25 protein-coding genes are annotated in these 20,588 nt (G+C 71.5%); 10 read left to right on the forward strand and 15 right to left on the reverse strand.

Features of this window, described 5'->3' with window-relative positions; all coding sequences use genetic code 11:
* The first annotated feature begins 10 nt into the window (after window positions 1-10).
* The 4 genes from ABSY19_RS06630 (at window position 11) to ABSY19_RS06645 (ending at window position 3,130) form a co-directional block, all read left to right on the forward strand.
* On the forward strand, window positions 11-1,093 hold the full coding sequence (locus ABSY19_RS06630; RefSeq protein ID WP_382160397.1) for an FAD-dependent oxidoreductase: 1,083 nt from the start codon (window positions 11-13) through the stop codon (window positions 1,091-1,093).
* 16 nt (window positions 1,094-1,109) lie between these two features.
* A complete protein-coding gene (gene thiS, locus ABSY19_RS06635) occupies window positions 1,110-1,307 on the forward strand; it encodes a sulfur carrier protein ThiS (RefSeq protein WP_291121245.1) in 198 nt (65 codons plus the stop codon).
* A gap of 19 nt (window positions 1,308-1,326) precedes the next feature.
* A complete protein-coding gene (locus tag ABSY19_RS06640; RefSeq protein WP_382163711.1) occupies window positions 1,327-2,139 on the forward strand; it encodes a thiazole synthase in 813 nt (270 codons plus the stop codon).
* 61 nt (window positions 2,140-2,200) lie between these two features.
* Window positions 2,201-3,130: a thiamine phosphate synthase gene (locus tag ABSY19_RS06645; RefSeq protein WP_382160400.1), complete on the forward strand. Its 930-nt coding sequence runs from the start codon at window positions 2,201-2,203 to the stop codon at window positions 3,128-3,130.
* 1 nt (window position 3,131) lies between these two features.
* On the opposite strand, the gene ABSY19_RS06650 is transcribed toward ABSY19_RS06645, so the two are convergent.
* Entirely contained in the window at window positions 3,132-3,677 is a 546-nt protein-coding gene (locus ABSY19_RS06650) for an MOSC domain-containing protein (protein ID WP_382160402.1), read from the reverse strand.
* 139 nt (window positions 3,678-3,816) lie between these two features.
* On the opposite strand from ABSY19_RS06650, the gene ABSY19_RS06655 reads away from it, so the two are divergent.
* Window positions 3,817-4,404, forward strand: coding sequence for a glycine zipper 2TM domain-containing protein (locus ABSY19_RS06655; protein WP_382160406.1), 588 nt, complete (start codon window positions 3,817-3,819; stop codon window positions 4,402-4,404).
* A 12-nt stretch (window positions 4,405-4,416) separates the two neighbouring features.
* Here ABSY19_RS06655 and ABSY19_RS06660 read toward each other — a convergent pair whose 3' ends face one another.
* On the reverse strand, window positions 4,417-4,902 hold the full coding sequence (locus tag ABSY19_RS06660; RefSeq protein WP_382160408.1) for a hypothetical protein: 486 nt from the start codon (window positions 4,900-4,902) through the stop codon (window positions 4,417-4,419).
* 166 nt (window positions 4,903-5,068) lie between these two features.
* A complete protein-coding gene (locus tag ABSY19_RS06665; protein WP_382160411.1) occupies window positions 5,069-5,587 on the reverse strand; it encodes a hypothetical protein in 519 nt (172 codons plus the stop codon).
* 136 nt (window positions 5,588-5,723) lie between these two features.
* On the opposite strand from ABSY19_RS06665, the gene ABSY19_RS06670 reads away from it, so the two are divergent.
* Complete coding sequence (locus ABSY19_RS06670) at window positions 5,724-5,957, forward strand: SlyX family protein (RefSeq protein WP_382160414.1); 234 nt, start codon at window positions 5,724-5,726, stop codon at window positions 5,955-5,957.
* 18 nt (window positions 5,958-5,975) lie between these two features.
* On the opposite strand, the gene ABSY19_RS06675 is transcribed toward ABSY19_RS06670, so the two are convergent.
* The gene (locus tag ABSY19_RS06675) at window positions 5,976-6,578 is read right to left on the reverse strand and encodes a flavin reductase family protein (RefSeq protein ID WP_382160416.1); all 603 of its coding nucleotides are present in this window, start codon (window positions 6,576-6,578) and stop codon (window positions 5,976-5,978) included.
* Between the two features lie 24 nt (window positions 6,579-6,602).
* On the reverse strand, window positions 6,603-7,328 hold the full coding sequence (locus ABSY19_RS06680) for an enoyl-CoA hydratase/isomerase family protein (RefSeq protein WP_382160418.1): 726 nt from the start codon (window positions 7,326-7,328) through the stop codon (window positions 6,603-6,605).
* A 91-nt stretch (window positions 7,329-7,419) separates the two neighbouring features.
* Between ABSY19_RS06680 and ABSY19_RS06685 the strand changes: the two genes are divergently transcribed.
* Window positions 7,420-8,430 (forward strand): bestrophin family protein, encoded by a 1,011-nt coding sequence (locus ABSY19_RS06685; protein ID WP_382160420.1) that lies wholly within the window; start codon window positions 7,420-7,422, stop codon window positions 8,428-8,430.
* Here ABSY19_RS06685 and ABSY19_RS06690 read toward each other — a convergent pair.
* Genes ABSY19_RS06690 through ABSY19_RS06705 form a run of 4 tightly spaced genes read right to left on the reverse strand, consistent with a single transcriptional unit; the run spans window position 8,425 to window position 11,772 of the window.
* Window positions 8,425-9,165: an SDR family oxidoreductase gene (locus ABSY19_RS06690; protein WP_382160423.1), complete on the reverse strand. Its 741-nt coding sequence runs from the start codon at window positions 9,163-9,165 to the stop codon at window positions 8,425-8,427. The two genes, ABSY19_RS06685 and ABSY19_RS06690, sit on opposite strands and share 6 nt — an antisense overlap.
* Window positions 9,162-9,620, reverse strand: a complete 459-nt coding sequence (locus tag ABSY19_RS06695) for a carboxymuconolactone decarboxylase family protein (RefSeq protein WP_382160426.1) — start codon at window positions 9,618-9,620, stop codon at window positions 9,162-9,164. The genes ABSY19_RS06690 and ABSY19_RS06695 overlap by 4 nt, the downstream gene beginning before the upstream one ends.
* A gap of 45 nt (window positions 9,621-9,665) precedes the next feature.
* Window positions 9,666-10,571 carry an RNA polymerase sigma-70 factor gene (locus tag ABSY19_RS06700; protein WP_382160429.1) on the reverse strand — a complete coding sequence of 302 codons (906 nt, stop codon included), beginning with the start codon at window positions 10,569-10,571 and terminating at the stop codon, window positions 9,666-9,668.
* Between the two features lie 43 nt (window positions 10,572-10,614).
* A complete protein-coding gene (locus tag ABSY19_RS06705; protein ID WP_382160432.1) occupies window positions 10,615-11,772 on the reverse strand; it encodes an aromatic ring-hydroxylating dioxygenase subunit alpha in 1,158 nt (385 codons plus the stop codon).
* 137 nt (window positions 11,773-11,909) lie between these two features.
* Here ABSY19_RS06705 and ABSY19_RS06710 point away from each other — a divergent pair, with 137 nt between their 5' ends.
* Window positions 11,910-12,833, forward strand: coding sequence for a diacylglycerol/lipid kinase family protein (locus ABSY19_RS06710; protein ID WP_382163713.1), 924 nt, complete (start codon window positions 11,910-11,912; stop codon window positions 12,831-12,833).
* Window positions 12,830-13,618, forward strand: coding sequence for a metallophosphoesterase family protein (locus ABSY19_RS06715; protein WP_382160435.1), 789 nt, complete (start codon window positions 12,830-12,832; stop codon window positions 13,616-13,618). Before ABSY19_RS06710 ends, ABSY19_RS06715 begins: the two co-directional genes overlap by 4 nt.
* Before the next feature lie 4 nt (window positions 13,619-13,622).
* On the opposite strand, the gene ABSY19_RS06720 is transcribed toward ABSY19_RS06715, so the two are convergent.
* The 5 genes from ABSY19_RS06720 to ABSY19_RS06740 form a co-directional block, all read right to left on the reverse strand.
* Window positions 13,623-14,522, reverse strand: a complete 900-nt coding sequence (locus tag ABSY19_RS06720; RefSeq protein ID WP_382160438.1) for an NAD(P)/FAD-dependent oxidoreductase — start codon at window positions 14,520-14,522, stop codon at window positions 13,623-13,625.
* Complete coding sequence (locus ABSY19_RS06725) at window positions 14,497-14,970, reverse strand: Rrf2 family transcriptional regulator (RefSeq protein ID WP_382160441.1); 474 nt, start codon at window positions 14,968-14,970, stop codon at window positions 14,497-14,499. The genes ABSY19_RS06720 and ABSY19_RS06725 overlap by 26 nt, the downstream gene beginning before the upstream one ends.
* Window positions 14,971-15,027: 57 nt before the next feature.
* Window positions 15,028-15,549 (reverse strand): GNAT family N-acetyltransferase, encoded by a 522-nt coding sequence (locus tag ABSY19_RS06730; protein WP_382160444.1) that lies wholly within the window; start codon window positions 15,547-15,549, stop codon window positions 15,028-15,030.
* Window positions 15,546-16,067 carry a DUF962 domain-containing protein gene (locus ABSY19_RS06735; protein WP_382160446.1) on the reverse strand — a complete coding sequence of 174 codons (522 nt, stop codon included), beginning with the start codon at window positions 16,065-16,067 and terminating at the stop codon, window positions 15,546-15,548. Before ABSY19_RS06735 ends, ABSY19_RS06730 begins: the two co-directional genes overlap by 4 nt.
* Window positions 16,068-16,146: 79 nt before the next feature.
* Window positions 16,147-16,947: a hypothetical protein gene (locus ABSY19_RS06740; protein ID WP_382160449.1), complete on the reverse strand. Its 801-nt coding sequence runs from the start codon at window positions 16,945-16,947 to the stop codon at window positions 16,147-16,149.
* A gap of 33 nt (window positions 16,948-16,980) precedes the next feature.
* Between ABSY19_RS06740 and ABSY19_RS06745 the strand changes: the two genes are divergently transcribed.
* Complete coding sequence (locus tag ABSY19_RS06745) at window positions 16,981-19,257, forward strand: ATP-dependent DNA helicase (protein WP_382160452.1); 2,277 nt, start codon at window positions 16,981-16,983, stop codon at window positions 19,255-19,257.
* A gap of 9 nt (window positions 19,258-19,266) precedes the next feature.
* Here the strand turns inward: ABSY19_RS06745 and ABSY19_RS06750 are convergent, their stop codons facing one another.
* Window positions 19,267-20,583 carry a hemolysin family protein gene (locus ABSY19_RS06750; RefSeq protein ID WP_382160455.1) on the reverse strand — a complete coding sequence of 439 codons (1,317 nt, stop codon included), beginning with the start codon at window positions 20,581-20,583 and terminating at the stop codon, window positions 19,267-19,269.
* Window positions 20,584-20,588 lie beyond the last annotated feature (5 nt).

Genomic DNA, 20,588 nt, shown 5'->3' on the forward strand with positions numbered 1-20,588 from the left:
AAAGCCCCTCATGAATCTTTCCCCCAACAAACCCGACGCGGTGGTGCTCGGCGCCGGCCTCATGGGCCGGCTGCTGGCCTGCGCGCTCGCGCAGCGCGGGCACCGCGTCGAGGTGATCGACGCCGGCGGGCCGGAGGCCGCGCACGCCGCCGCGCGCGTGGCCGCCGCCATGCTCGCGCCGCTGGCCGAATCGGCCGTCACCGAGCTCAACGTGGTGCGCATGGGCCAGCACGCGCTCGCGCGCTGGCCGCAGCTGCTGGCCATGCTCGAACAGCCCGTGTTCTTCCAGCAGAGCGGCACGCTGGTGCTCTGGCACCGGCAGGACGCGGCCGAGGCCGAGCGCTTCGCGGGCCAGCTCGCGCGCACCAGCGCCGCCCTGCCCTCGCTGCCGCAGGCGCAGCGCATGGACGGCACGGCCCTCACCGCGCTGGAGCCGGCCCTGGCCCACCGCTTCGCGCAAGGCCTGTACCTGCCCGACGAAGGCCAGCTCGACAACCGCGAACTGCTCACCGCGCTCGCGCACCAGATGCAGGTGCTGGGCGTCACGGTGCGCTGGCACACGGCGCGCGCGCCCGATGAGGTGGACCCGGGACCCGATGCCTGGCTGTTCGACTGCCGGGGCCTGGGCGCCCAGCCGCAATGGCCCGCCTTGCGCGGCGTGCGCGGCGAGGTCGCGCGCATCCATGCACCGGGCGTGAGCCTGGCGCGCCCCACGCGCCTGGTGCACCCGCGCTACCCGCTGTACATCGCGCCCAAGCAGGACGGCCTGTTCGTGATCGGCGCGACCGAGATCGAGTCCGACGACCTCTCGCCCGCCAGCGTGCGCTCCACGCTGGAGCTGCTGAGCGCGGCCTACACCGTGCACCCGGGCTTCGGCGAAGCGCGCATCGTCGAACTGGGCGTGCAGTTGCGCCCCACCCTGCCCGACAACCTGCCCGCGCTGCGCCTCACCGGGCCGCGCAGAATGGCGATCAACGGCCTGTACCGCCATGGCTTCATGATCGCGCCGGCCGTGCTGGACGCGGCGCTCGAAGTGGTGGACCAGGGCCACTCACCGCTGGCCGATGCCCTCGGCCTGGCGGTCATCCGCTGAACGAACGGAACCTCGCATGAATGTGATCATCAACCAGGAAACCCGCGAACTGCCCGAAGGCGCCACGCTGGCCGACGCGCTGCTCGTCTGGGAGCCGCCGGCCGTGTTCGCCGCCGCCGTCAACCTGCAGTTCGTGCCCCGCACCGGTTACGCCCAGCACCGGCTGAACGACGGTGACCGCATCGAAATCATCGCCCCCATCACCGGGGGCTGAGGAGAGACCCGCCATGGACATGAACACCCCACCGCTCGCCCAGGAAGACCCGCTGGTGCTCTACGGCGAGACCTTCGCCGGCCGCCTGCTGCTGGGCACTTCGCGCTACCCCTCGCCCGCCACGCTGGAAGCCGCCGTGAAGCGCTCGCGGCCCGCCATGCTCACCGCCTCGCTGCGGCGCCAGGGCGCCGCGCAGCCCGAGGCCGGCGCGGCGTTCTGGAAGCTGCTGCAGGAACTGGCCGTGCCGGTGCTGCCCAACACCGCCGGCTGCCACACCACGCAGGAGGTGATCACCACCGCGCAGATGGCGCGCGAGGTCTTCAACACGCCCTGGATCAAGCTCGAACTCATCGGCGACGACTACAGCCTGCAGCCCGACACGCTCAACCTGGTGGACTGCGCGCGCCAGCTGATCAACGACGGCTTCAAGGTGCTGCCCTACTGCACCGAAGACCTGGTGCTGTGCCAGCGCCTGGTGGACGTGGGCTGCCAGGCCGTGATGCCCTGGGCCGCGCCCATCGGCACCGGCCAGGGCCCCGTCAACCCTTACGCCATGCGCCTGCTGCGCGAGCGCCTGAGCGTGCCGCTGATCGTGGACGCCGGCCTGGGCCTGCCCTCGCACGCCTGCACCGTGATGGAGTGGGGCTTCGACGCCGTGCTGCTCAACACCGCCGTGGCGCTCGCGCAGTCGCCGGTGGACATGGCCGGTGCCTTCGCCGACGCCGTGCGCGCCGGCCGCGCCGCCCACCGCTCGGGCGCCATGCAGCCGCAAGCCAGCGCGCAGCCGAGCACGCCCGTGATGGGCACCCCTTTCTGGCACCACGGTTCATGAGCGCAGCGCAGGGCCGCTCCCAAACAAGCTCGCACCGCAGTGCGCCGCACGGAGGTTTCGCATGAGCACCACGATCACCTCCACCGAAGCGATGGTCCAGGCCATCGTGGACGCCCACCGCGCCACGCTGGCCCTGCCCCTGGCCCCGCATGCCGTGCCGCCCGCGCCCGCCTCCGACGACCCGGTGTTCGTCGCCGCGCTGCAGGCCGCGCACGAACTCGGCTTCATCGACATCGACGCCGTCTGCGTGGCGCGCGCCTGGTCCACCCGCACGCGGCGCACCGGCCGCTTCGATGCCGCCCACTGGCCCGACGAACCGGCCGATTTCGACATGGCGCCCTTCCCGCGCGAGCACGCCTTCGCGGCCTGCCCGCCCGAGCTCGGTCTCTACGCCGTGATGCCCGATGCGGACTGGACGGTGCGCATGGCGCGCGCGGGCGTGCCCACGGTGCAGCTGCGCTTCAAGTCCGGCGACGCGCAGGCCATCCGCGCCGAGATCCGCGCCGCCGTGGCCGGCGTGCAGGGCACGGGCGCGCTACTGTTCGTCAACGACCACTGGCAAGAAGCCATCGAGGCCGGCGCTTATGGCGTTCACCTGGGCCAGGAAGACCTGCAGGCCATGGCCCCTGAAGACCTGGCCGCCATCCGCCGCGCCGGCCTGCGCCTGGGTCTGAGCACGCACGGCTACGCCGAGATGCTGATCGCCGACCGCCACAACCCCAGCTACATCGCCATGGGCGCGGTGTTTCCCACCACGCTCAAGCAGATGGCCACCGCGCCTCAGGGCACGGGCCGCCTGCGCGCCTACGCGCCCCTGCTGCGCGGCGTCACGCACATGGCGATCGGCGGCATCGACCTGCACAACCTGCCCGAGGTTCTGAACGCCAACGTGCGCTCGGTGGGCGTGGTGCGCGCCCTCATGGCCGCGCCCGATCTGGACGCGGCGGTGGCCGAATGGACGGCCGCGCTGGCGCGCGACACAGACGCCTGAACTAGACCGGCCGAAGCGGCACGTGCGGGACGGTGGCCCGCAGCACCCGAATGCGGTCCTGCGCGGAGACCACGCCGCCGTGCAGCACCACCGCCATCACCCCCGCCTTGCGCACCAGTTCCCCATCGGCCGTGTGGCCCAGCACCGCGGCCAGCAGGCCGGGCTGGAAACGCTCGATCTGCACGCAGGGGTTGCGCAGGCCCGTGATGCGCACCCGCGCCTCGGCCCCCAGCTGCAGTTCGGTGCCGGTGGACAGCTCCAGCAGATCGATGCCTTCGGTGGTGATGTTCTCGCCCAGATCGCCGGGATGCACCGTGTGCCCCTGGTGGGCCAGGGCGACAAACAGCTCGGCCTGCAGCAGGTGCACCTGGCGCAGGTTGGGCTGGCTGGGATCGCGCGCCACGCGCGAGAGGTGCTGAACCGTCGCCCCGCAGTGCGCATCGCCCTGCACGCCCAGGCCCTCGAGCAGGGTGATCGCATGCACCCGCTCCTTGGAGAAGTGGTGCAGGCGGCTCCGGTGGACGGCGATCACTCGGGCGTCGTTCATGGTGCGTTCCGTTTTAGCACACGGGCCGTTTTCCAGTGAGCCCAGGGCCGCCTCCACGTCGGTGTCCTGGCGCACAGACCCGCCCCAGGGCGAGGGGCACATTGGAACGCATGAACCTGCCATCCCACAAGGAGCGACCATGAACCTCTTTCACACCCCCCTCCCTGTTTCACACCGCCATGCCCTGCTGGCGGCGGTGGCTGTGCTGGGCCTCGCCGGCTGCGGCTCCCGCCCGCCCGTGAGTTCCCAGGCCTACCCCTCACCGGTGTACCAGGCGCCCGCCCCGGGCCAGCCGGTGGCGCGCGACTACCGGCGCCGCGATTCGGAAACCCTGTACGAGGTGCCGGTGAGCGCCTCGCGCGCCATCTACGGCGGTGGGCAGCGCTGCTGGATCGAGCGCGAGGAAGTCGAGCGCCGGCGCAGCGTGCCGGGCGCGATCGTCGGCGGCGTCATCGGCGGCATCCTGGGCCACCAGATCGGCGGCGGTTCCGGGCGCGACATCGCCACCGTGGGTGGCGCGGTGGCGGGCGCGGCGGTGGGCTCCAACGTGGGCCGCAACAACCCGCAGACGCAGGACGTGCAGCGCTGCACCAACGTGAACAGCGAGGGCGCGCCCGAGTACTGGGACGTGAGCTACACCTTCCGCGGCGTGCAGCACCAGGTGCAGATGACCTCGCCGCCGGGGCGCACCATCCTGGTCAACGAGAACGGCGAACCGCGCCTCTGAGTGCGGGTCGCGTCAGGCGCTGTCCGCCACATGGCGGGCGGCGCGCCGGACTTCCGTCAGCCGGGTCCGCAGGGCCAGCGCGGGCCGTTCGCCTTCGAGCCACTCGTTGGGGGTCACGAACCAGAGCGCGAGTTCCGGGCCCTGCAGCACACCCCCCAGCTCCGCGCACACCATGGGCACCTCCGGGTGCAGGATGGCGCGCTCCAGATCGACCTGGAACAGAGGCAGCACGATGCCCCAGGGACTGTCCATGGCAACGGCCATGCCCGAGACGATCCAGCGCGCCACCAGCGACACCGGCTGGGAGATCTGCAGCCGGGCGTCGCGCAGCGCCTGCTGCCGGATCAGGTCGGCCAACTCGTCGCCGCTGACCAGTCCCCCCGTGTCGGCGAACGCCGCGGCAATCGACATCCATCGGTGCGGCTCGCTCGCGGCGGGTGGCGGCGCCGCCCGAAAGCGCTTCATCGGTGCGGCGGTGGGCAGGTAGAGGTCGGCCATGGAATTCCCCTGGTAGATGGTCCCGTGCGCGGTGGTGCGCGAGGACAACCGAGAATGCCGCAGGCCATGCGCGGGGGTCTGAACCAAGGCACGCACCGACATGCAGGGGGCACATACCGGCCGCACGCGGACACCAAATGCGGTCAGGGCCTTGGAAGGCCCGGGCTCAGCCGCCCAGCGCCACGTAGCGGTCGGCGCGGGCGGCGTGCCGCACGGCCTGCAGCGTGGTCTGCATGGCCACGGCGGGCCGCTCGCCGTGCAGCCATTCGTTGGGGGTCACGAACCACAGCGCCAGCTCCGCACCTTCCAGCACACCGCGCAGTTCCGCCAGCACGACGGCCACCCCGGGTTGCAGCGAAGCGCGCGGCAGATCGAACTGGAACATGGGCAGCAGGTGGCCCCACGGGCTGTCGATGGACACCACCGCCCGCGACACGATCCAGCGCGCCACGAGCGACACCGGTTCGCTCACGCGCAGGCTCGTGTCCAGCAGGCAGTGCTCCCGGATGCGCGTGGCCAGTTCGTCGCCGCTGATCAGGCCGCCGGTGTCGGCAAAGGCCGCGGCGGTCGTCATCCAGTGGCACGGTGGCACGCCATCGGGCTGCGGCGCCGCGGGCAGTTGCACCACCGTGTCGTTGAACCAGGTCGAGGCAGGCGTTTCGGTGAACGGGTGGACATCGGACATGGGGCTCCTCCAGGCAGGGTGCGCACAAGGCGCTGGGTTGCCTTCAAGGTTGGCTCACCCGCTTTCCAGCGTCTGTGCGATGACACACAGTGGCTTTTGCGCCACGGCCGAGGCCGTCTTGTCGTCCAATAGGGGGATGACACCGACCCCGCACGCCCCCGGCGCCGACACCGAACAGCGCCTGACCGAACTGGAAATCAAGGCCAGCTACGCCGACGACCTGCTCGACACGCTCAACCAGCTGGTGGCGCGCCAGCAGGAGCAGATCGACCTGCTGCTGCGCGAGGTCGGCCGCCTGCGCCAGCAGGGGGATCCCCAGGCCGCGCCGGCCGTGCGCAACCTGCGCGACGAACTGCCGCCGCACTACTGAGGCGAAGGCCTGCGGGCCTCAGCCGCCGCCGCCCACCTGCAGCGAGGCGCCCGTCGCGTAGAACTGCCCCCCGGCCACGTAGTGCAGGGTGCGCAGGTGATCGGGCGCGCCATCGAAATGCCAGCGCCCCGCGCGGAACACCCGATCGTCCGCCCAGGCGCCCACCACCTCGCCGATGAAGAGGTCGTAGGCGGCCTGGTTGTGCGGTTCGGGCATCAGCCGGCACACCAGCCAAGCCACGCAGCCCTCCACCAGCGGCAGGGCCTCGTGGCCGGGGGCGTGGAAGGTCTTCACCCCGTGGCGCGCGAGCTTGTCCGGCACGGTGAGTGCGCTGTCGGTGCCCACGCCGAGCGTGAGCGCGGCCAGGCCGGCCGACGGCACGCACAGCGCAAAAGTGCCGCTGCCCTCCACCAATGCGCGCGTGCGCGTGGCCTTGTCGATCACCACCGTCACCTTGGGCGGTGAAAAATCCAGCGCGCAGGCCCAGGCGGCCGACATCACGTTGACCTCGCCCGCGTGGGCCGAGGACACCAGCACGGTGGGGCCGTGGTTGATGAGGCGGTAGGCCTTGTCGAGGGGAACGGGCTGGAAGAAGCGGGGTTCGGGTGCCGGGGTGGTCATGCCCGGCATTGTGCAGAGCCGGCCTCAGGTCCGCTGGCCGCCGGGGCCGGTGACCGCGTCCGCCAAGGGGTTCAGGCGCTGGTGCACGGCGGTCTCGCGCGCCAGCGACGCGTCGAAGTCGCCCAGCTGCTCGCGGTGCACCAGTTGCTTGACCTCGGCCAGCAGCGCCGGGCTGCTGCGCGCGAGCCGTTGCGCCAGCTCGCGCGCCTGGACCTGCAACGCGCCGTCCTCCACCACCTGCCACACCAGGCCCCAGCGCTCGGCGTCCACGGCGCCCAGCTCCTGCCCCAGCATCAGCAGGCCTTTGGCCTTCTGCAACCCGACCAGGCGCGGCAGCAGCGCGGCCACGCCGCCGGTGCCGAACAGACCCACCTGCACCTCAGGCAGCGCGAAGCGTGCACCGCGCGCGGCCACGCTGAGGTCGCCGTTGAGCATGAGCTCGACGCCCGCGCCCACCACCCAGCCCTGCACCGCCGTCACCACCGGTTGGGGGCAGCGCACGAGCAGCGAGGCCAGGGCCTGCAGGGTCTCGACGAAGGCGGGGGTGGGCGGGTCGTCGCGGTCCTTGCCGGCGCAGAAGGCGCGGCCTTCGCCGCTGAGCAGGATGACCCGCACCGCCGGGTCGGCCACGCCGGCCTGCACCGCCGCCAGCAGGTCGCGCGCGAGCGCGAGCGTGAGGGCATTGAGGCGTTCGGGCCGGTTCAGGCGCAGTTCGAGCACGCCCGCATCGAGGGTCTGGATCAGGTGCATGGGCGAGAGCGTACACGCGGCGCTGTCACAAGGCGACGGGGCCGAACGTCTTGTCTGCGTCAAGCCCCTCCACCCCCTCGCTCCACCCACCATGAAAATCGCCAAGTCGTACACCCTCGCCGAGTTCCTCGCCTGGACGCGCCGCAAGACCTACATCCTGCTGGTGCTGGCCGCCGTGCCGGCCACGCTGTACCAGGTCTTCGGGCTGACCTGGATCGCCGCGCCCTGGTCGGTCGCGGTGCTGCTGGGCACGGCCACCTCCTTCATCGTGGGCTTCAAGAACGCCCAGACCTACCAGCGCACGGTGGAGGCGCAGCAGGTCTGGTCCTCCATCGTCGGCACGAGCCGCTACTGGGGCCTGATCTGCCGGATGTTTCCGACCACCGGCGGTTCGTCGCAGCTGCTCATCCACCGCCACTTGGCCTGGCTCACGGTGCTGCGCCACCAGCTGCGGCAGGGGCGCGTGTGGGAATCTGCGAACAGCCGCGCCAACGCCGAATACCGCGCCTGGCATTTCCGCGTGCCCGAGCACGACACCCCGCTGGACACCGAGCTGGCGCCCCTGCTCGGCGAAACCGAGCGGCTGCGCGTGGCGAGCACGGGCCACAAGGGCCTGCTGCTGCTCAACCTGCAGAGCGAAACCCTGCGCGAGCTGTATGCACGCCAGGAACTCGCGGTGCTGCACCACACCGAGCTGCAGAAGACCATCAAGGAACTGCTGGACCAGCAAAGCCGCGTCGAGCGCCTCAAGAACTTCCCCTACCCGCGCCAGTACGCCACCATCAACACCTTGTTCGTCTGGTGCTTCGCGGCCCTGCTGCCCTTCTGCCTGGTGCGCGAGTTCGACCGCCTCAACGACAGCGTGAGCGGCCTGCTCGCCGGCCACATGGTCTGGCTCTCGGTGCCCTTCAGCGTGCTGGTGGCCTGGATGTACCTCTCGCTGGACCAGGTGGGTGAAAGCACCGAGAACCCGTTCGAAGGCGGCGCCAACGACGTGCCCATGGCCCACCTGTGCCAGGGCATCGAGCGCGAACTGCGCAGCCTGCTGGGCGAGAGCGATCTGCCGCCCCCGCCCACGCCCGACAACCAGATCCTGCTATGAGGCCAGCCACTGCGCCAGGGAGACCTTGCCGATGCGCGCATTGGGGCCGGGGATGAGGGCGTTGCCCTCCAGCGGCGAACCGAAATACGTGGCCCCGGGGTCCGACACCACCTCCCGCGGGTCCTGGCGCGCCTGGAACAGCTGGCGGATGAGCTGGTCCAGCGGCACGGCTTCGGGCCCCGCCACTTCGCAGGTGCCGTTGAGCGGGGCCTGCACCGCCACGTCCGCCAGCGCCTCGGCCACGTCGCTCGCCGCGATGGGCTGCAGCGGCGCCGAGGGCAGGCGCACGGTCTGGCCTTCGGTGGCCACGTGGGCGATCGACATCAGGAACTCGTGGAACTGCGTGGCACGCACGAGGGTGTAAGGCACCCGCCCTTCCTGGATCAGCGCTTCCTGCGCCACCTTGGCGCGGAAGTAACCGCTCGCGGGCACCCGCTCGGAGCCCACCACCGACAGGGCCACGTGATGGGCCACGCCCGCGCGCGCGCTGGCGTCGAGCAGGTTGCGGGTGGAGGCGCGGAAGAAGTGCATCACCGCCTCGTCCTCGAAGGAGGGTGAGTTGCTCACGTCCACCACCACCTGCGCGCCGGCCAGGGCCTCGCTCAGGCCTTCGCCGGTGACGGCGTTGACACCCGACGAGGGCGAGGCCGCCGTCACCGCGTGGCCGGCCTGCCGCAGCAGGGTGGCGAGTTGTCTGCCGATGAGGCCGCTGCCTCCGATGACCACGATGTTCATGCGATCTCCTTCTCGGCCACGGGGGCGTGCATGCCCACGGCCATGCGGTTCCAGGCGTTGATCTGCGCGACGGTCCAGCACAGCTCGACGATTTCCTGGTCGCTGAGCTGGGTTTGCAGTTGCTCGAAATCGGCGTCGCGGCTGCCGTGGTGGTCCACCAGCCGGGTCAGGGACTCGGCCCAGTTCAGCGCGGCGCGCTCGCGCTCGCTGTACAGGCCGGTCTCGCGCCAGGTCACGAGGCTGTTGATGCGCTGCCAGCGTTCGCCGTGCTTGCGCAGGTCGCGCACGTGCATGTCCACGCAGAAGGCGCAGCCGTTGAGCTGCGAGACGCGCGTCTTCACGAGCTCGATCAGGATGGGGCCGAGCGAGGAACCGGCGGTGGTGGCGCCGACGGCGGCCATGGCCTGGTAGGCCTTGGGGGCGATCTCGGTCCAGGGAAGTCTTGCTGCGTTCATGGTTCGTCTTTCAAGGGTGGTTGGGAAACACACCCATGAAGACGCTCAGGGCCCCGGGTTTGTGACAGCCAGCTCGCGGCCGAGCGCGGCGGCGATGCGCGCGAGCTTGTCGGGGTTGCGCTGCACGTGCAGGCGCAGGATGCGCTCGCCGTCGGTCACGAACGATTGCGCCGACTCCAGCCCGCCCTGGATGAAGCGCAGCAGGCCCCACTGCCCGTTGAGGACCACGACCTCGAAGCGCACGTCCTCGCCGAAGCGCCGGTGCGTGGCGTAGTAGAGCTGCGCGATGCGCCGCCCGCCCACCAGCGGCACGCCAAAGCTGGGCACCTTGCCGCCGCCGTCGCCGATCAGTTGCGCGTCCTCGGCCAGCAGCGACTGCAGCCGGTCGAACTGCCCGGTGGCGGCCGCATCGGCAAAGCCGCGCAGCAGGCGCAGCTGGGCCTCGCGCGGCACGATGTGGCGTGGCCGGTCGTCCTGCAGCTGCGCCTTGGCGCGGTGCACGATCTGGCGGCAGGCGCTCTCGGTCTTGCCCAGGGCCTCGGCCACCTCGCCGTAGTCGGCGTCGAACACCTCGCGCATCAGGAAGGCCGCGCGCGCCTCGGGCGCCAGCCGCTCCAGCATGGCGAGAAAAGCCACCGACACGTCGTCGGCGCGCTCCAGCAGCTGTTCGGGCGTCACCGGCGCATCGGCCAGCAACGGCTCGGGCAGCCAGGTGCCGATGTAGTGCTCGCGCTGCACCTTGGCGCTGCGCAGGCGGTCGATCGCCAGGCGCGTGGTCACGGTCACCAGCCAGGCCTCGCTGCTGTCCAGGTCGGCGTGCGCGGCCTCGTGCCAGCGCAGCCAGGCGTCCTGCACCACCTCTTCGGCTTCGGCCGGCGAGCCCAGCATGCGGTAGGCGATGCCCTGCAGCCGGGGGCGCAGGCGGTTGAAGGTGGTGGTGGGATCGTTCATGACAGCCTAGACGGGCAAGCCCCCGCGTTTGTGACACCCCACTCTACGTGCCATCGCCCGCCATGCGCTGCACCGAGCCATGGAAGGCCTCGCAGGCGAACTCGTTCTCGCCGAAGCACAGGGCCTGGTTCGCCCCGCTGTCCAGGCCGCGCTGCATGCTGGCGGCGAGCGCGAAGTCCTCGTCGATCGCGGTCCAGAACATGTCGAAGTTGCGCTGCCAGTAGCTGTCGCTGCGGGTGGCCAGGTGCTGGCGCGGCGCGATGAGCCAGCCGTCGACCTGCGTGGTGGCGGCGTCGGTGGGCGAGAGCGCGAAGGCGTTGATATGGTCGCCCTCCCAGAGCAGCAGGGTGGAGGGGAACAGGAAGTAGATGGTGTTGATCGTCTTCGCGAAGCCTTCCAGCGTGGCCGGCGGCTCGCTCAGTTCCTCGAAGCTGCGCTTGGGCAGCACGATGCGCTGGTGGTCGCCCACTTGGTCGTGCACCACCACGTTGTCGTGGAACAGGTAGGCGATGGTCTCGCGGTGGGCGTAGGCGAAGTGGTAACTCTCCAGGTTGGCGTCGAGCACCAGCTTCCAGTTCGAGGCCTGGGTGAAATGGCGGTGGCGCTGCACGCGCGCGGCGGCGTCGAAGCCCAGGCCGTCGATCTCTTCGCCCAGCGGGCCGAAGTACGCCGCCCAGTCGAACGCGGGCAAGGCCGTCGCCACCACCCAGACCAGGCCGAAGCGCTGCGCGCAGGGCAGCTCGACCAGGCCGGAGCTGGCCTTGGGCGCGTGGGGAAAGTCGCGGTCGTGCGGGCGGCCGACGCAGGCGCCATCGTTGCCGTAGGTCCAGCTGTGGTACGGGCACACGAAGCGCTCGCGCCCCTGGCCACAGGCGCCCTCGGGCACCAGCGCCGCGCCCCGGTGGCGGCACACGTTGATGAAGGCGCGCAGCTGCCCGTCGGCATGGCGGGTGAGCAGCACCGGCACGCCATGCACCGAACGCGCCAGCCAGTCCCCGCTCGCCTGCAGCGCGGCGGCGTCGGCCACGGCCTGCGGCAACCGGCGCAGGGCGGCGAGTTCGCGCTGGTGGCGCGCGGGGTCGAGGTAGCGCGCCACGGGCGACCAGTTGCCGGGCAGGCGCTGGCGGTGTTCACCGCTGAGCGCGGCCTTCACGCGGTCGAACAACTGGGCGGCGGGGCTACTGGGCAAAGGGGCGTTCATGCCCACCATCATCGCCAGCCGGACCGGCTTGTGCCATGGGGTTTTCAACCAGCGCCGCTACACTGGTTCGAACCCATTTCCTGGCCGCCCATGCCTGAAGCCCCCCTTTCGACCCGGCCTCGACGCTGCACTTCGTCATCAACAGCCGCTCCGGCAGCCAGGACGGCGACGGCACGCGCGCAACCATCGAAGCCGCGCTGCGCGCTTCGGGCCGGCCGGGCCAGCTGCACGTGTGCGAACCGGCCGACCTGCCGCGCCGCACGGCCGAGCTGGCGCGGCAGGCGCGCGACACGAACACGGCCATCGTGGCCGTGGGTGGCGACGGCACCATCAACACCGTGGCCCAGGCCGCCCACGCCGCCGGCTGCGCCCTGGGCGTGATCCCGCGCGGCACCTTCAACTATTTCGCGCGCACGCACGGCATCGCCACCGACGTGGCCGATGCCATGGCGCAACTGCTGGGCGCGCGGCCCGAGCCGGTGCAGGTGGCCGCCGTCAACGAGCACCTGTTCCTGGTCAACGCGAGCCTGGGCCTGTACCCCGACCTGCTGGAGGACCGCGAGGTCTGGAAGAACCGTTTCGGGCGCAGCCAGTGGGTGGCGATCTGGGCGGCCTTCGCCACCCTGTTTCGCGCGCAGCGGCGGCTGAAACTGCGCATCGGCCTGGACGGCGCGCAGCGCGAGGTGAAGACCCTCACCCTGTTCGTGGGCAACAACCGCCTGCAGCTGGAGCAGGTGGGCGTGGTGCAAGGCCAGCGCCCCGATGGCGCGCGCGACAACGGCCGCGTCACGGCGGTGATGCTCAAGCCCATCGGCACCTGGGCCCTGCTGCGCCTGATGTGGCAAGGCGCCATGGGCACGCTTGGCGAGGCCGACGACATCGAGCACTTCGAGTTCCAGCAGATGGTGGTGCGCGCGCCGTCGGTGGCGGGTGCGCGGCGCCTGAAGGTCGCGGTCGATGGGGAAGTCCTGCGCATGAAGGCGCCGCTGGATGTGCGCGTGCTGCCGGTGCCCCTGTTCCTGCTCAAACCGGCACCCGCCGACCGCGAGGCCCCCGCTTGAGCGCGATCCTGCAGGTCTCGGACCCCCACTTCGGCACCGAGCGGGCGCCGGTGGTGCAGGCCCTGGTGCAGCTGGCCCAGCGGTTGGGGCCGGACCTCGTGGTGCTCTCGGGCGACATCACCCAGCGCGCCCGCGCCCCCCAGTTCGAGGCCGCGCGCCGCTTCATGGACCAGCTGGGCGCGCCCCGGCTGGTGATCCCGGGCAACCACGACATCCCGCTGTTCAACGGCTGGGCCCGGCTGGTGCGGCCCTACGCGGGCCACCGCGCGGCCTTCGGCGACGAGCTCGAACCGCAGTTCAGTTCCGCCGGGCTGATGGTGCTGGCCGTGAACACCACGCGCGCGCACCGGCACAAGAACGGCGAGGTGTCGGCGGCGCAGGTCGCGCGCGTGGCGGCGCGGCTGGCCGAGGCCACACCGGCCCAGTTGCGCGTGGTGGTGGTGCACCAGCCGATCGATGTGCAGCGCCCGCAGGACGAGCCGGACCGCCTGATCGGCCACACCGCCGCGCAGGACGCCTGGGCCGCCGCGGGTGCCGACCTCGTGATGGGCGGCCACATCCACCTGCCCTACGTGATGCCCCTGCCCGGCCTGGCGCGGCCGATGTGGGCGGTGCAGGCCGGCACCGCCGTGTCGCACCGCGTGCGGCCTGGCGCACCCAACTCGGTGAACCTGGTGCGCTGGCACGCGGCCGAGCGCGCCTGCGCCGTCGAGCAGTGGGACTACGCGGCCACCGAAGAAGTCTTCGTGCAGGTCCGCGTGACGCGCCTGCAACCGGCGCGCTAAACGATCAGCCGAACATCAGGGCGCGGTGCGCGCTGGCCCCGGCCATGGCGCCCGCGCCCACCGAGATCGCCACATTGCCGGCCGCGCGCGCGGCATCGCCGCAGGCGAACACGCCGGGCACGCTGGTGCCCTGCATCGCGTCGGTGCGGATGAAGGCGCCTGTGGGGCCTTCGTCCATGGCGCAGCCCAGCTGAGCCGCCACGGGGCTGGCGATGTGCGTGCGCGCCATGGTGAACAGACCATCCAGGGCGAAGCGGCGGCCATCGCGCAGCTCCACCGTGGCGGTGTCCACCAGGCGCGCCACCGCGCCGGCTTCCACCGTGACACCGCGCGCGGCCAGCGCGGCGCGCTGCGCCTCGTCGGGCACGAAGGCCTCGTTGAGGAACAGCGTGGTCGAGCCCCAGTCCGGCAGCATCAGCGCGTGGTGCATGGACATCTCGCTGACCGCCAGCACGCCGATGCGCCCGTTGTCGAGCTCGTAGCCGTGGCAGTACGGGCAGTGGAAGACGCCCCGGCCCCAACGCTCGGCCAGGCCTTCGATGGCCGGCAGCTCGTCCACCACGCCGGTGGCGATCACCAGCGTGCGGGCCTGCTCGGTGTGGCCACCGTCGAGCGCCACGCCAAAACCCTCGCCCTGCGTCTCGGCGCGCGCGACGGTGCCGTCCAGCCAGCGCACGTTGGGGTAGGCGAGCAGCTGGGCCCGGCCCTCGGCGGCGATGTCGCCGGGCGCGCGGCCGTCCTGGCCCAGGAAGCCGTGCGAGGCGCTGGCGAAGCGGTTGCGGCGCAGGCCGGCGTCGATCACGAGCACGCGGCGGCGCGCCCGCGCGAGCTGCAGGGCGGCGGACAGGCCGGCGTAGCTGCCGCCGATCACGATGGCGTCATTCGGGGAGGTGGTGGTGGGCATGGTGGCTCCTGGCATGGGGGTGGGCGTCGAAACGGCGGTTGAAATCGGCCGCGAGGTCGGCCAGCGTCACGCGGCCCAGTCGCTGCACCAGCAGGGCCTGGGCCTCCTGCAACGCGCCCGACAGCGCCTCGTTGACCGCCTGCTCCACCAGGCACTCGGGGTTGTCCGAGCGGTGGCCGATGGCGAACACCGTGGGTGCGCCGACCGCGTCATACACGTCGCGCAGGGTCACGGTCTTGAGGTTGCAGGCCAGCACCCAGCCGCCGCCGTGGCCCCGTTCGGAGCTCACGAAGCCGGCCTCGCGCAGGCCGGCGAGCGTGCGGCGCACCACCACCGGGCTGCTGCCCTGCAGGCAGGCGGCCAGGGCCTCGGAGGTCATGGGCCGCTCGCTCTGCGCCATGTGCAGCAGCAGGTGGAGGATGGACGAGAGTTTGCTGTCGATTTTCATGTAACTTGAATAGTTACATGAAAACAACCTCGGTGCCACCGCGCGCCGATCAGCCCGTCAGCGCGTGTGGTTTTCGGCTTCCGGCGGCCGCACGTCGAAGGCCTCGTGGTAGCTCACCTCGCCGTGCGGCACCCGCCCGTTGAAGGCCAGGGCCTGGAAATACTCGGGCGGCACACCCGGCAGCAGCAGGTTGGGCACGGCGCGAAAACCGAAGCGGCCGTAGAAGGCCGGCTCACCCAGCAGCACGCAGCCGCCCGCGCCCTGATCGCGCAGGCGCTGCAGGGCCGCGCGCATGAGCCCGCTGCCCACGCCCAGCCCCTGGTAACCGGGCAGCACCGAGATCGGGCCCAGGCCGAACCAGTGCCGTGTGCCGTCCGATACCGTCACCGGCGACACCGCCACATGGCCCACCACGGCGCCCTGCCGCTCTTCGACCAGCGACACGGCGAGCTGCCCCGCGGCGCGCAGGGCATCGACGATGAGGTGCTCGGTGTGGCTGGTGTGCGGCGCGCGCTGGAAAGCGGCCGCCGTCAGCGCGTGGATGGCTTCGACGTCGCCGGGCGACTCGGGCCGGATCACTTGGCGAGCTCGCGGCCGCCGTGCACCGGGCCCGCGCGCGACTCGACCACCGCCTCCACCTCGCGGCGCAGGCCCATCAGGAAGGCGAGTTCGGCCACCACGAACAGCGGGCCGATGATGAGCCCCATGACGTCGTCGACAAAGGCCGGCTTGCGGCCTTCGTAGATGTGGCCGACGAACTGGATCACCCAGCCCACCACGAACAGGCCCACGCCGAAGGTGGCCCAGGCGCCGGTGGACAGGCCCGCCGTGGCCTGCGCCACCGCGAGGCAGGCCGCGAGCAGCAGGCCCATCACCACGCCGAAGCGCAGGTCCAGCCGCAGGTAGTAGAGCGTGGCGGCGATCACCGCCAGCGTGGCCGGGGACAGGGGCAGGCCCGCCACGTCGAAGGCCGGGCGCGCCAGCAGCACCACGACCGAGAGCACGATCATGGGAATGCCGATGAAGTGCGTGACGATGTTGCGGCGGTCGCGGTGGTAGGCCGCGTACTGGCTCAGGTGGTCGTTCAGGGTTTTCATCGTGGTCTCCGAGAAACAGCACAGGCACACATCATCGCCAGAGTGGCCCTGCCGCGCCAGTGGGATTTCACCGATCGGGTCACAGCAGCGACTGCGCGTCGTCCTCCGGCCGCACGGCCGGCCCACTGCGCGCCAGCGCCATCCACACGTGGAAGGGCAGGCGTTCGACCGCGCGGCGCGGCGCCTCGCGCGCCATCACCAGGCGCTCGCCTTCGAGCTGCATCACGCCGCACTCGGGCGGCACCTCGTCGGGCGCGGCGATGGGGCGGCCCCTGGCGTCCTGCCCCAGCACGTACCAGCAGGCGCTGGCCAGGCCCAGGTAGGCGGCGCGCTTGGCGGGTTTGCGCAGGTCGCCCAGCAGGTCGGCGCGGCTCACCTTGATCTCATGCACCACGGGCTCCAGGTAGGCCTCCACGGTGGTGTGCCGCACCGAGAACACGTCCGGAGAGGCCATACACCAGCCGTGCTCGGGCGCAGGGGCGGCGACGGCCTCGCTCTCGAAGGCGCAGGCCTGCAGCGGGCCGCCGGTGTCCGCAGCGGGCTCACCGCCCAGCAGCGCGCGCGGCAGCGGCACGCGCAGCATCAGGCCGCGCCAGCTGAGCCGCCCGGCCTGCGCCATCGCCGTGGCCACGCGCTCCACCAGGGCCTCGTGCGGCGTGCGCGCGGCCTTGTTCTGGCTGAACACCTCGGCCAGCCGCTGGATGCCGGCCTCGGTCACGCGCAGGCTCTCGAACCCCTCGGGCGAAGGCCGGCGCTCCAGCAGGCCGGCGGCGAGCAGCTCCACCTCCAGCATGTCGTGGCAGGGCCAGCCGGCCGAGCGGTAGATCTCGCGCAGGCGCTGGTGGTGGCGCCGCGTCAGGGCGGTGGCGATCGCAGACATCCACTGACTATATATCCAGTACCATGGCGAATCATGTCGGCCAACCCACCGTCCATCGACACGACCACCGCCTCGGTGGCGGTGCGCGTGCTGTGCGCCTTCGCGGCCAAGGCGGGCGACCTGGACCTGCGCTTCACGCCCTCGCCCAGCGCGCAGGACGGCATCGCCGGCCACACCACCGTCACCACGCGGCGCGCGGCGGGCTACCAGCGCGAGGTGCCGCTGAGCGCCCGCTGCGGCGAGCTGCGGGTGCAGGGCCGGGCCGACGGCTTCGACCCGGCGGTGCCGCGCCTGGAGGAGATCAAGACGCACCGGGGCGATGCCGCGCGCATCCCCGACAACCACCGCGAACTGCACTGGGCGCAGGCGCGGGTCTACGGCTGGATGCTGTGCGAACAGCATGCGCTGGAGCGCATCGAACTCGCGCTGGTCTATTTCAACATCGACACCGGGCAGGAGACGGTGCTGCCCGTGTGGCACAGCGCGGTGGAGCTCAAGGCTTTCTTCGAAACGCTTTGCGCGCGCTACGCGGGCTGGGCGCGCGCCGAGCTGGCGCACCGCGCCGCGCGCGACGCGGCGCTGCGCGCGCTGGCCTTTCCGTTCGAGGGCTTCCGGCCCGGGCAGCGCGAGCTGGCCGCCGCCGTCTACCGCTGCCACGGCGCCGGGCGCCACCTGCTCGCGCAGGCGCCCACCGGCATTGGCAAGACCATGGCCACGCTGTTCGCGGCCCTGCGCGCCGCGCCCGCCCAGGGCACGCACAAGCTTTTCTACCTGACCGCCAAGACACCCGGGCGCCAGCTCGCGCTGCACGCCCTGCAGCGCATGAAGGCCCAGCCACTGCGCGTGCTCGAACTGGTGGCGCGCGACAAGGCCTGCGAGCACCCGGACAAGGCCTGCCACGGCGAGTCCTGCCCACTCGCGCGCGGCTTCTACGACCGCCTGCCGGCCGCGCGCGAGGCCGCCGCGCAGGCGGGCTGGCTCGACAAGGCCGCGCTGCGCGAGATCGCCCTGCGCCACGAGGTCTGCCCGTATTACCTGGGCCAGGACCTGCTGCGCTGGAGCGACGTGGTGGTGGGCGACTTCAACCACTTCTTCGACCTCAGCGCGCACGCCTGGTCGCTCACGTTGGGCGACGGACTGCGCGTGGGCCTGCTGGTGGACGAGGCGCACAACCTGATCGAGCGCGCGCGGCTCATGTACAGCGCCGAGCTGCGCCCCGCCGCCTTCCAGGCCGTGCGCAAGGGCGCACCGGCCGCGCTGAAGAAAACCATGGACCGGTTGCAGCGCCCCTGGAGCGCGCTGGCGCGCCTGCAGACGCAGGACCACACGGTGCTGCCCGAACTGCCGGGTGCGTTCATCGAGGCCTTGCAACGCCACAGCGCGGCGCTGTCGGACCACCTCGCGCTCGAACCCGAGGGCGCGAACGCGGCCGGTCTGCAGGACTGGCTGTTCGAGGTGCAGCGCTTCCTGCGCGTGGCCGAGGTGTTCGACCAGCACTCGCTGGTGGACCTCACGCCCGCGCCGCGCGCGGCCGGCCGCGCGCGCCAGCCGGTGCTGAACATCCGCAACCTCGACCCCGGCCCGCTGCTGCAGCCGCGCTGGCAGGCCGCGCACAGCGCCACGCTGTTCTCGGCCACGCTCAGCCCCATGACCTACGTGAGCGACCTGCTGGGCCTGCCGCAAGACACCGCTCGCCTGGCCGTGCCCTCGCCCTTCGATGCCTCGCAGCTGCAGGTGCGCGTGACGCCGAACCTCTCCACCCGCTACGCCGACCGCGCCGCCTCGCTCGACCAATTGGTCGAGGTCATGGCCGACCAGTACGCCCAACGGCCCGGCAACTACCTCGCCTTCTTCAGCAGCTTCGACTACCTGCAGCAGGCGCTGCAGCGCCTGCAGGCCACGAACCCGGCGCTGCCGGTGTGGGCGCAGTCGCGCGGCATGGGCGAACCCGAGCGCGAGGCCTTCGTCGCGCGCTTCACCGAAGACAGCCAGGGCATCGGCTTCGCGGTGCTGGGTGGTGCGTTCGGTGAAGGCATCGACCTGCCCGGGCAGCGCCTCATCGGCGCCTTCATCGCCACCCTGGGCCTGCCGCAGCTCAACCCGGTGACCGAACAACTGCGCGCGCGGCTGCAGGCGCGTTTCGGCCAGGGCTACGACTACGCCTACCTGTTCCCCGGCCTGCAGAAGGTGGTGCAGGCGGCCGGCCGCGTCATCCGCGGACCGGACGATGAAGGCGTGGTGGTGCTGATGGACGAGCGCTTCGGCCGTCCGGAGGTGCGGCGCTGGCTGCCCCCGTGGTGGGGCTTGTGAGCGCGCGGCTCAGCCGTCGGCCTCGACCGCCTCTGCCGACTCGGGCTCGGGCAGGCGCGTGATCAGCACCTGGTCGATGCGGCGCCCATCGAGCACCAGCACCTCGAAGCGCCAGCCCGCGCAGTCCACGTGCTCGCGCCGGCCCAGCAGGTCGCCCGCCACGGTCTGCATGAGGCCGGCCACGGTGTTGTAGCGCCCCTTGTCCTCGTCGGGCAGCTCGTCGATCGCCAGGCGCGACTTCAGCTCGGTCACGGGCATCGCGCCGTCCACCAGCCAGGCGCCGTCCTCGCGCTGCGTCGCCCAGGCGTCCACCGCGGTGCGCGGCGACAGCTCGCCGGTGATGGCCTCCAGCATGTCCAGCGGCGTGAGCAGGCCCTGCACCACGCCGTATTCATCGACCACGAACACCATGCGCGTCGCGCGCTCGCGGAACTGCTCCAGCAGCTCCATGCCGCTGAGTGTCTCGGGCACGAACACGGCCGGCAGCACGTGCTGCATCAAGGGTTCGTTGTGGCCTTCGGATTGCAGCGCGAGCATGCGCGGCAGGTGGATCACACCAACCACGTCGTCCAGCCCGCCACGGCACACCGGGTACCAGGAATGGCCGGTGGTCCAGGCCTTCTGCACGGCCGCGTCGATGCGGTCCTCGGCGTCGAGCCATTCGATCTCCGAGTGCGGCACCATGATGGAGGTGAGCTGGCGGTCGTCGAGCAGGAACACGTTGCGCACCATCTGGTGCTCGTGTTCCTCGATGATGCCGGCGTCCACGCCCTCCTCCAGGCTGGCGTTGATTTCCTCTTCGGTCACGTGCTGCACGGCATTGGTGTCAATGCGCAGCAGCTTGAGCACCCACTGCGTGGTGTGCGTGAGCAGCCACACGAAGGGCTTGGCGGCCTGGGCCACGAAGGCCATGGGGCGCGAGACCCAGCGCGCGACGGCCTCGGGGTAGAGCTGGCCGATGCGCTTGGGCACCAGCTCGCCGAACACGATGGTGATGAAGGTGATGACCACCACCACGATCGCGGTGGCCATCACGCTGGCCGTGGCTTCCGTCAGGCCCCATGCCACGAGCTGGCGGCCCAGGTCGTCGCTGAACGCGGCTTCCCCCACGATGCCGTTGAGCATGCCGATGGAGGTGATGCCGACCTGCACCGAGGAGAGGAATTGCGTGGGATTGTCCAGCAGCTGGAGCGCGGTGACCGAGCCCTTGTCGCCGGCCTCGGCCATGGCCGTGAGCCGCGCCTTGCGGCTGGATGCCAGGGCCAGCTCGGACATGGCGAACGCCCCGTTGAGCAGCGTCAGAAAAACAATGAGGAGGGTGTCCATAATCG

Origin of the sequence: Hydrogenophaga sp. ANAO-22, from assembly GCF_042466645.1 — a bacterium.
In the GTDB taxonomy this organism is placed as follows: Bacteria; Pseudomonadota; Gammaproteobacteria; order Burkholderiales; family Burkholderiaceae_C; genus Hydrogenophaga.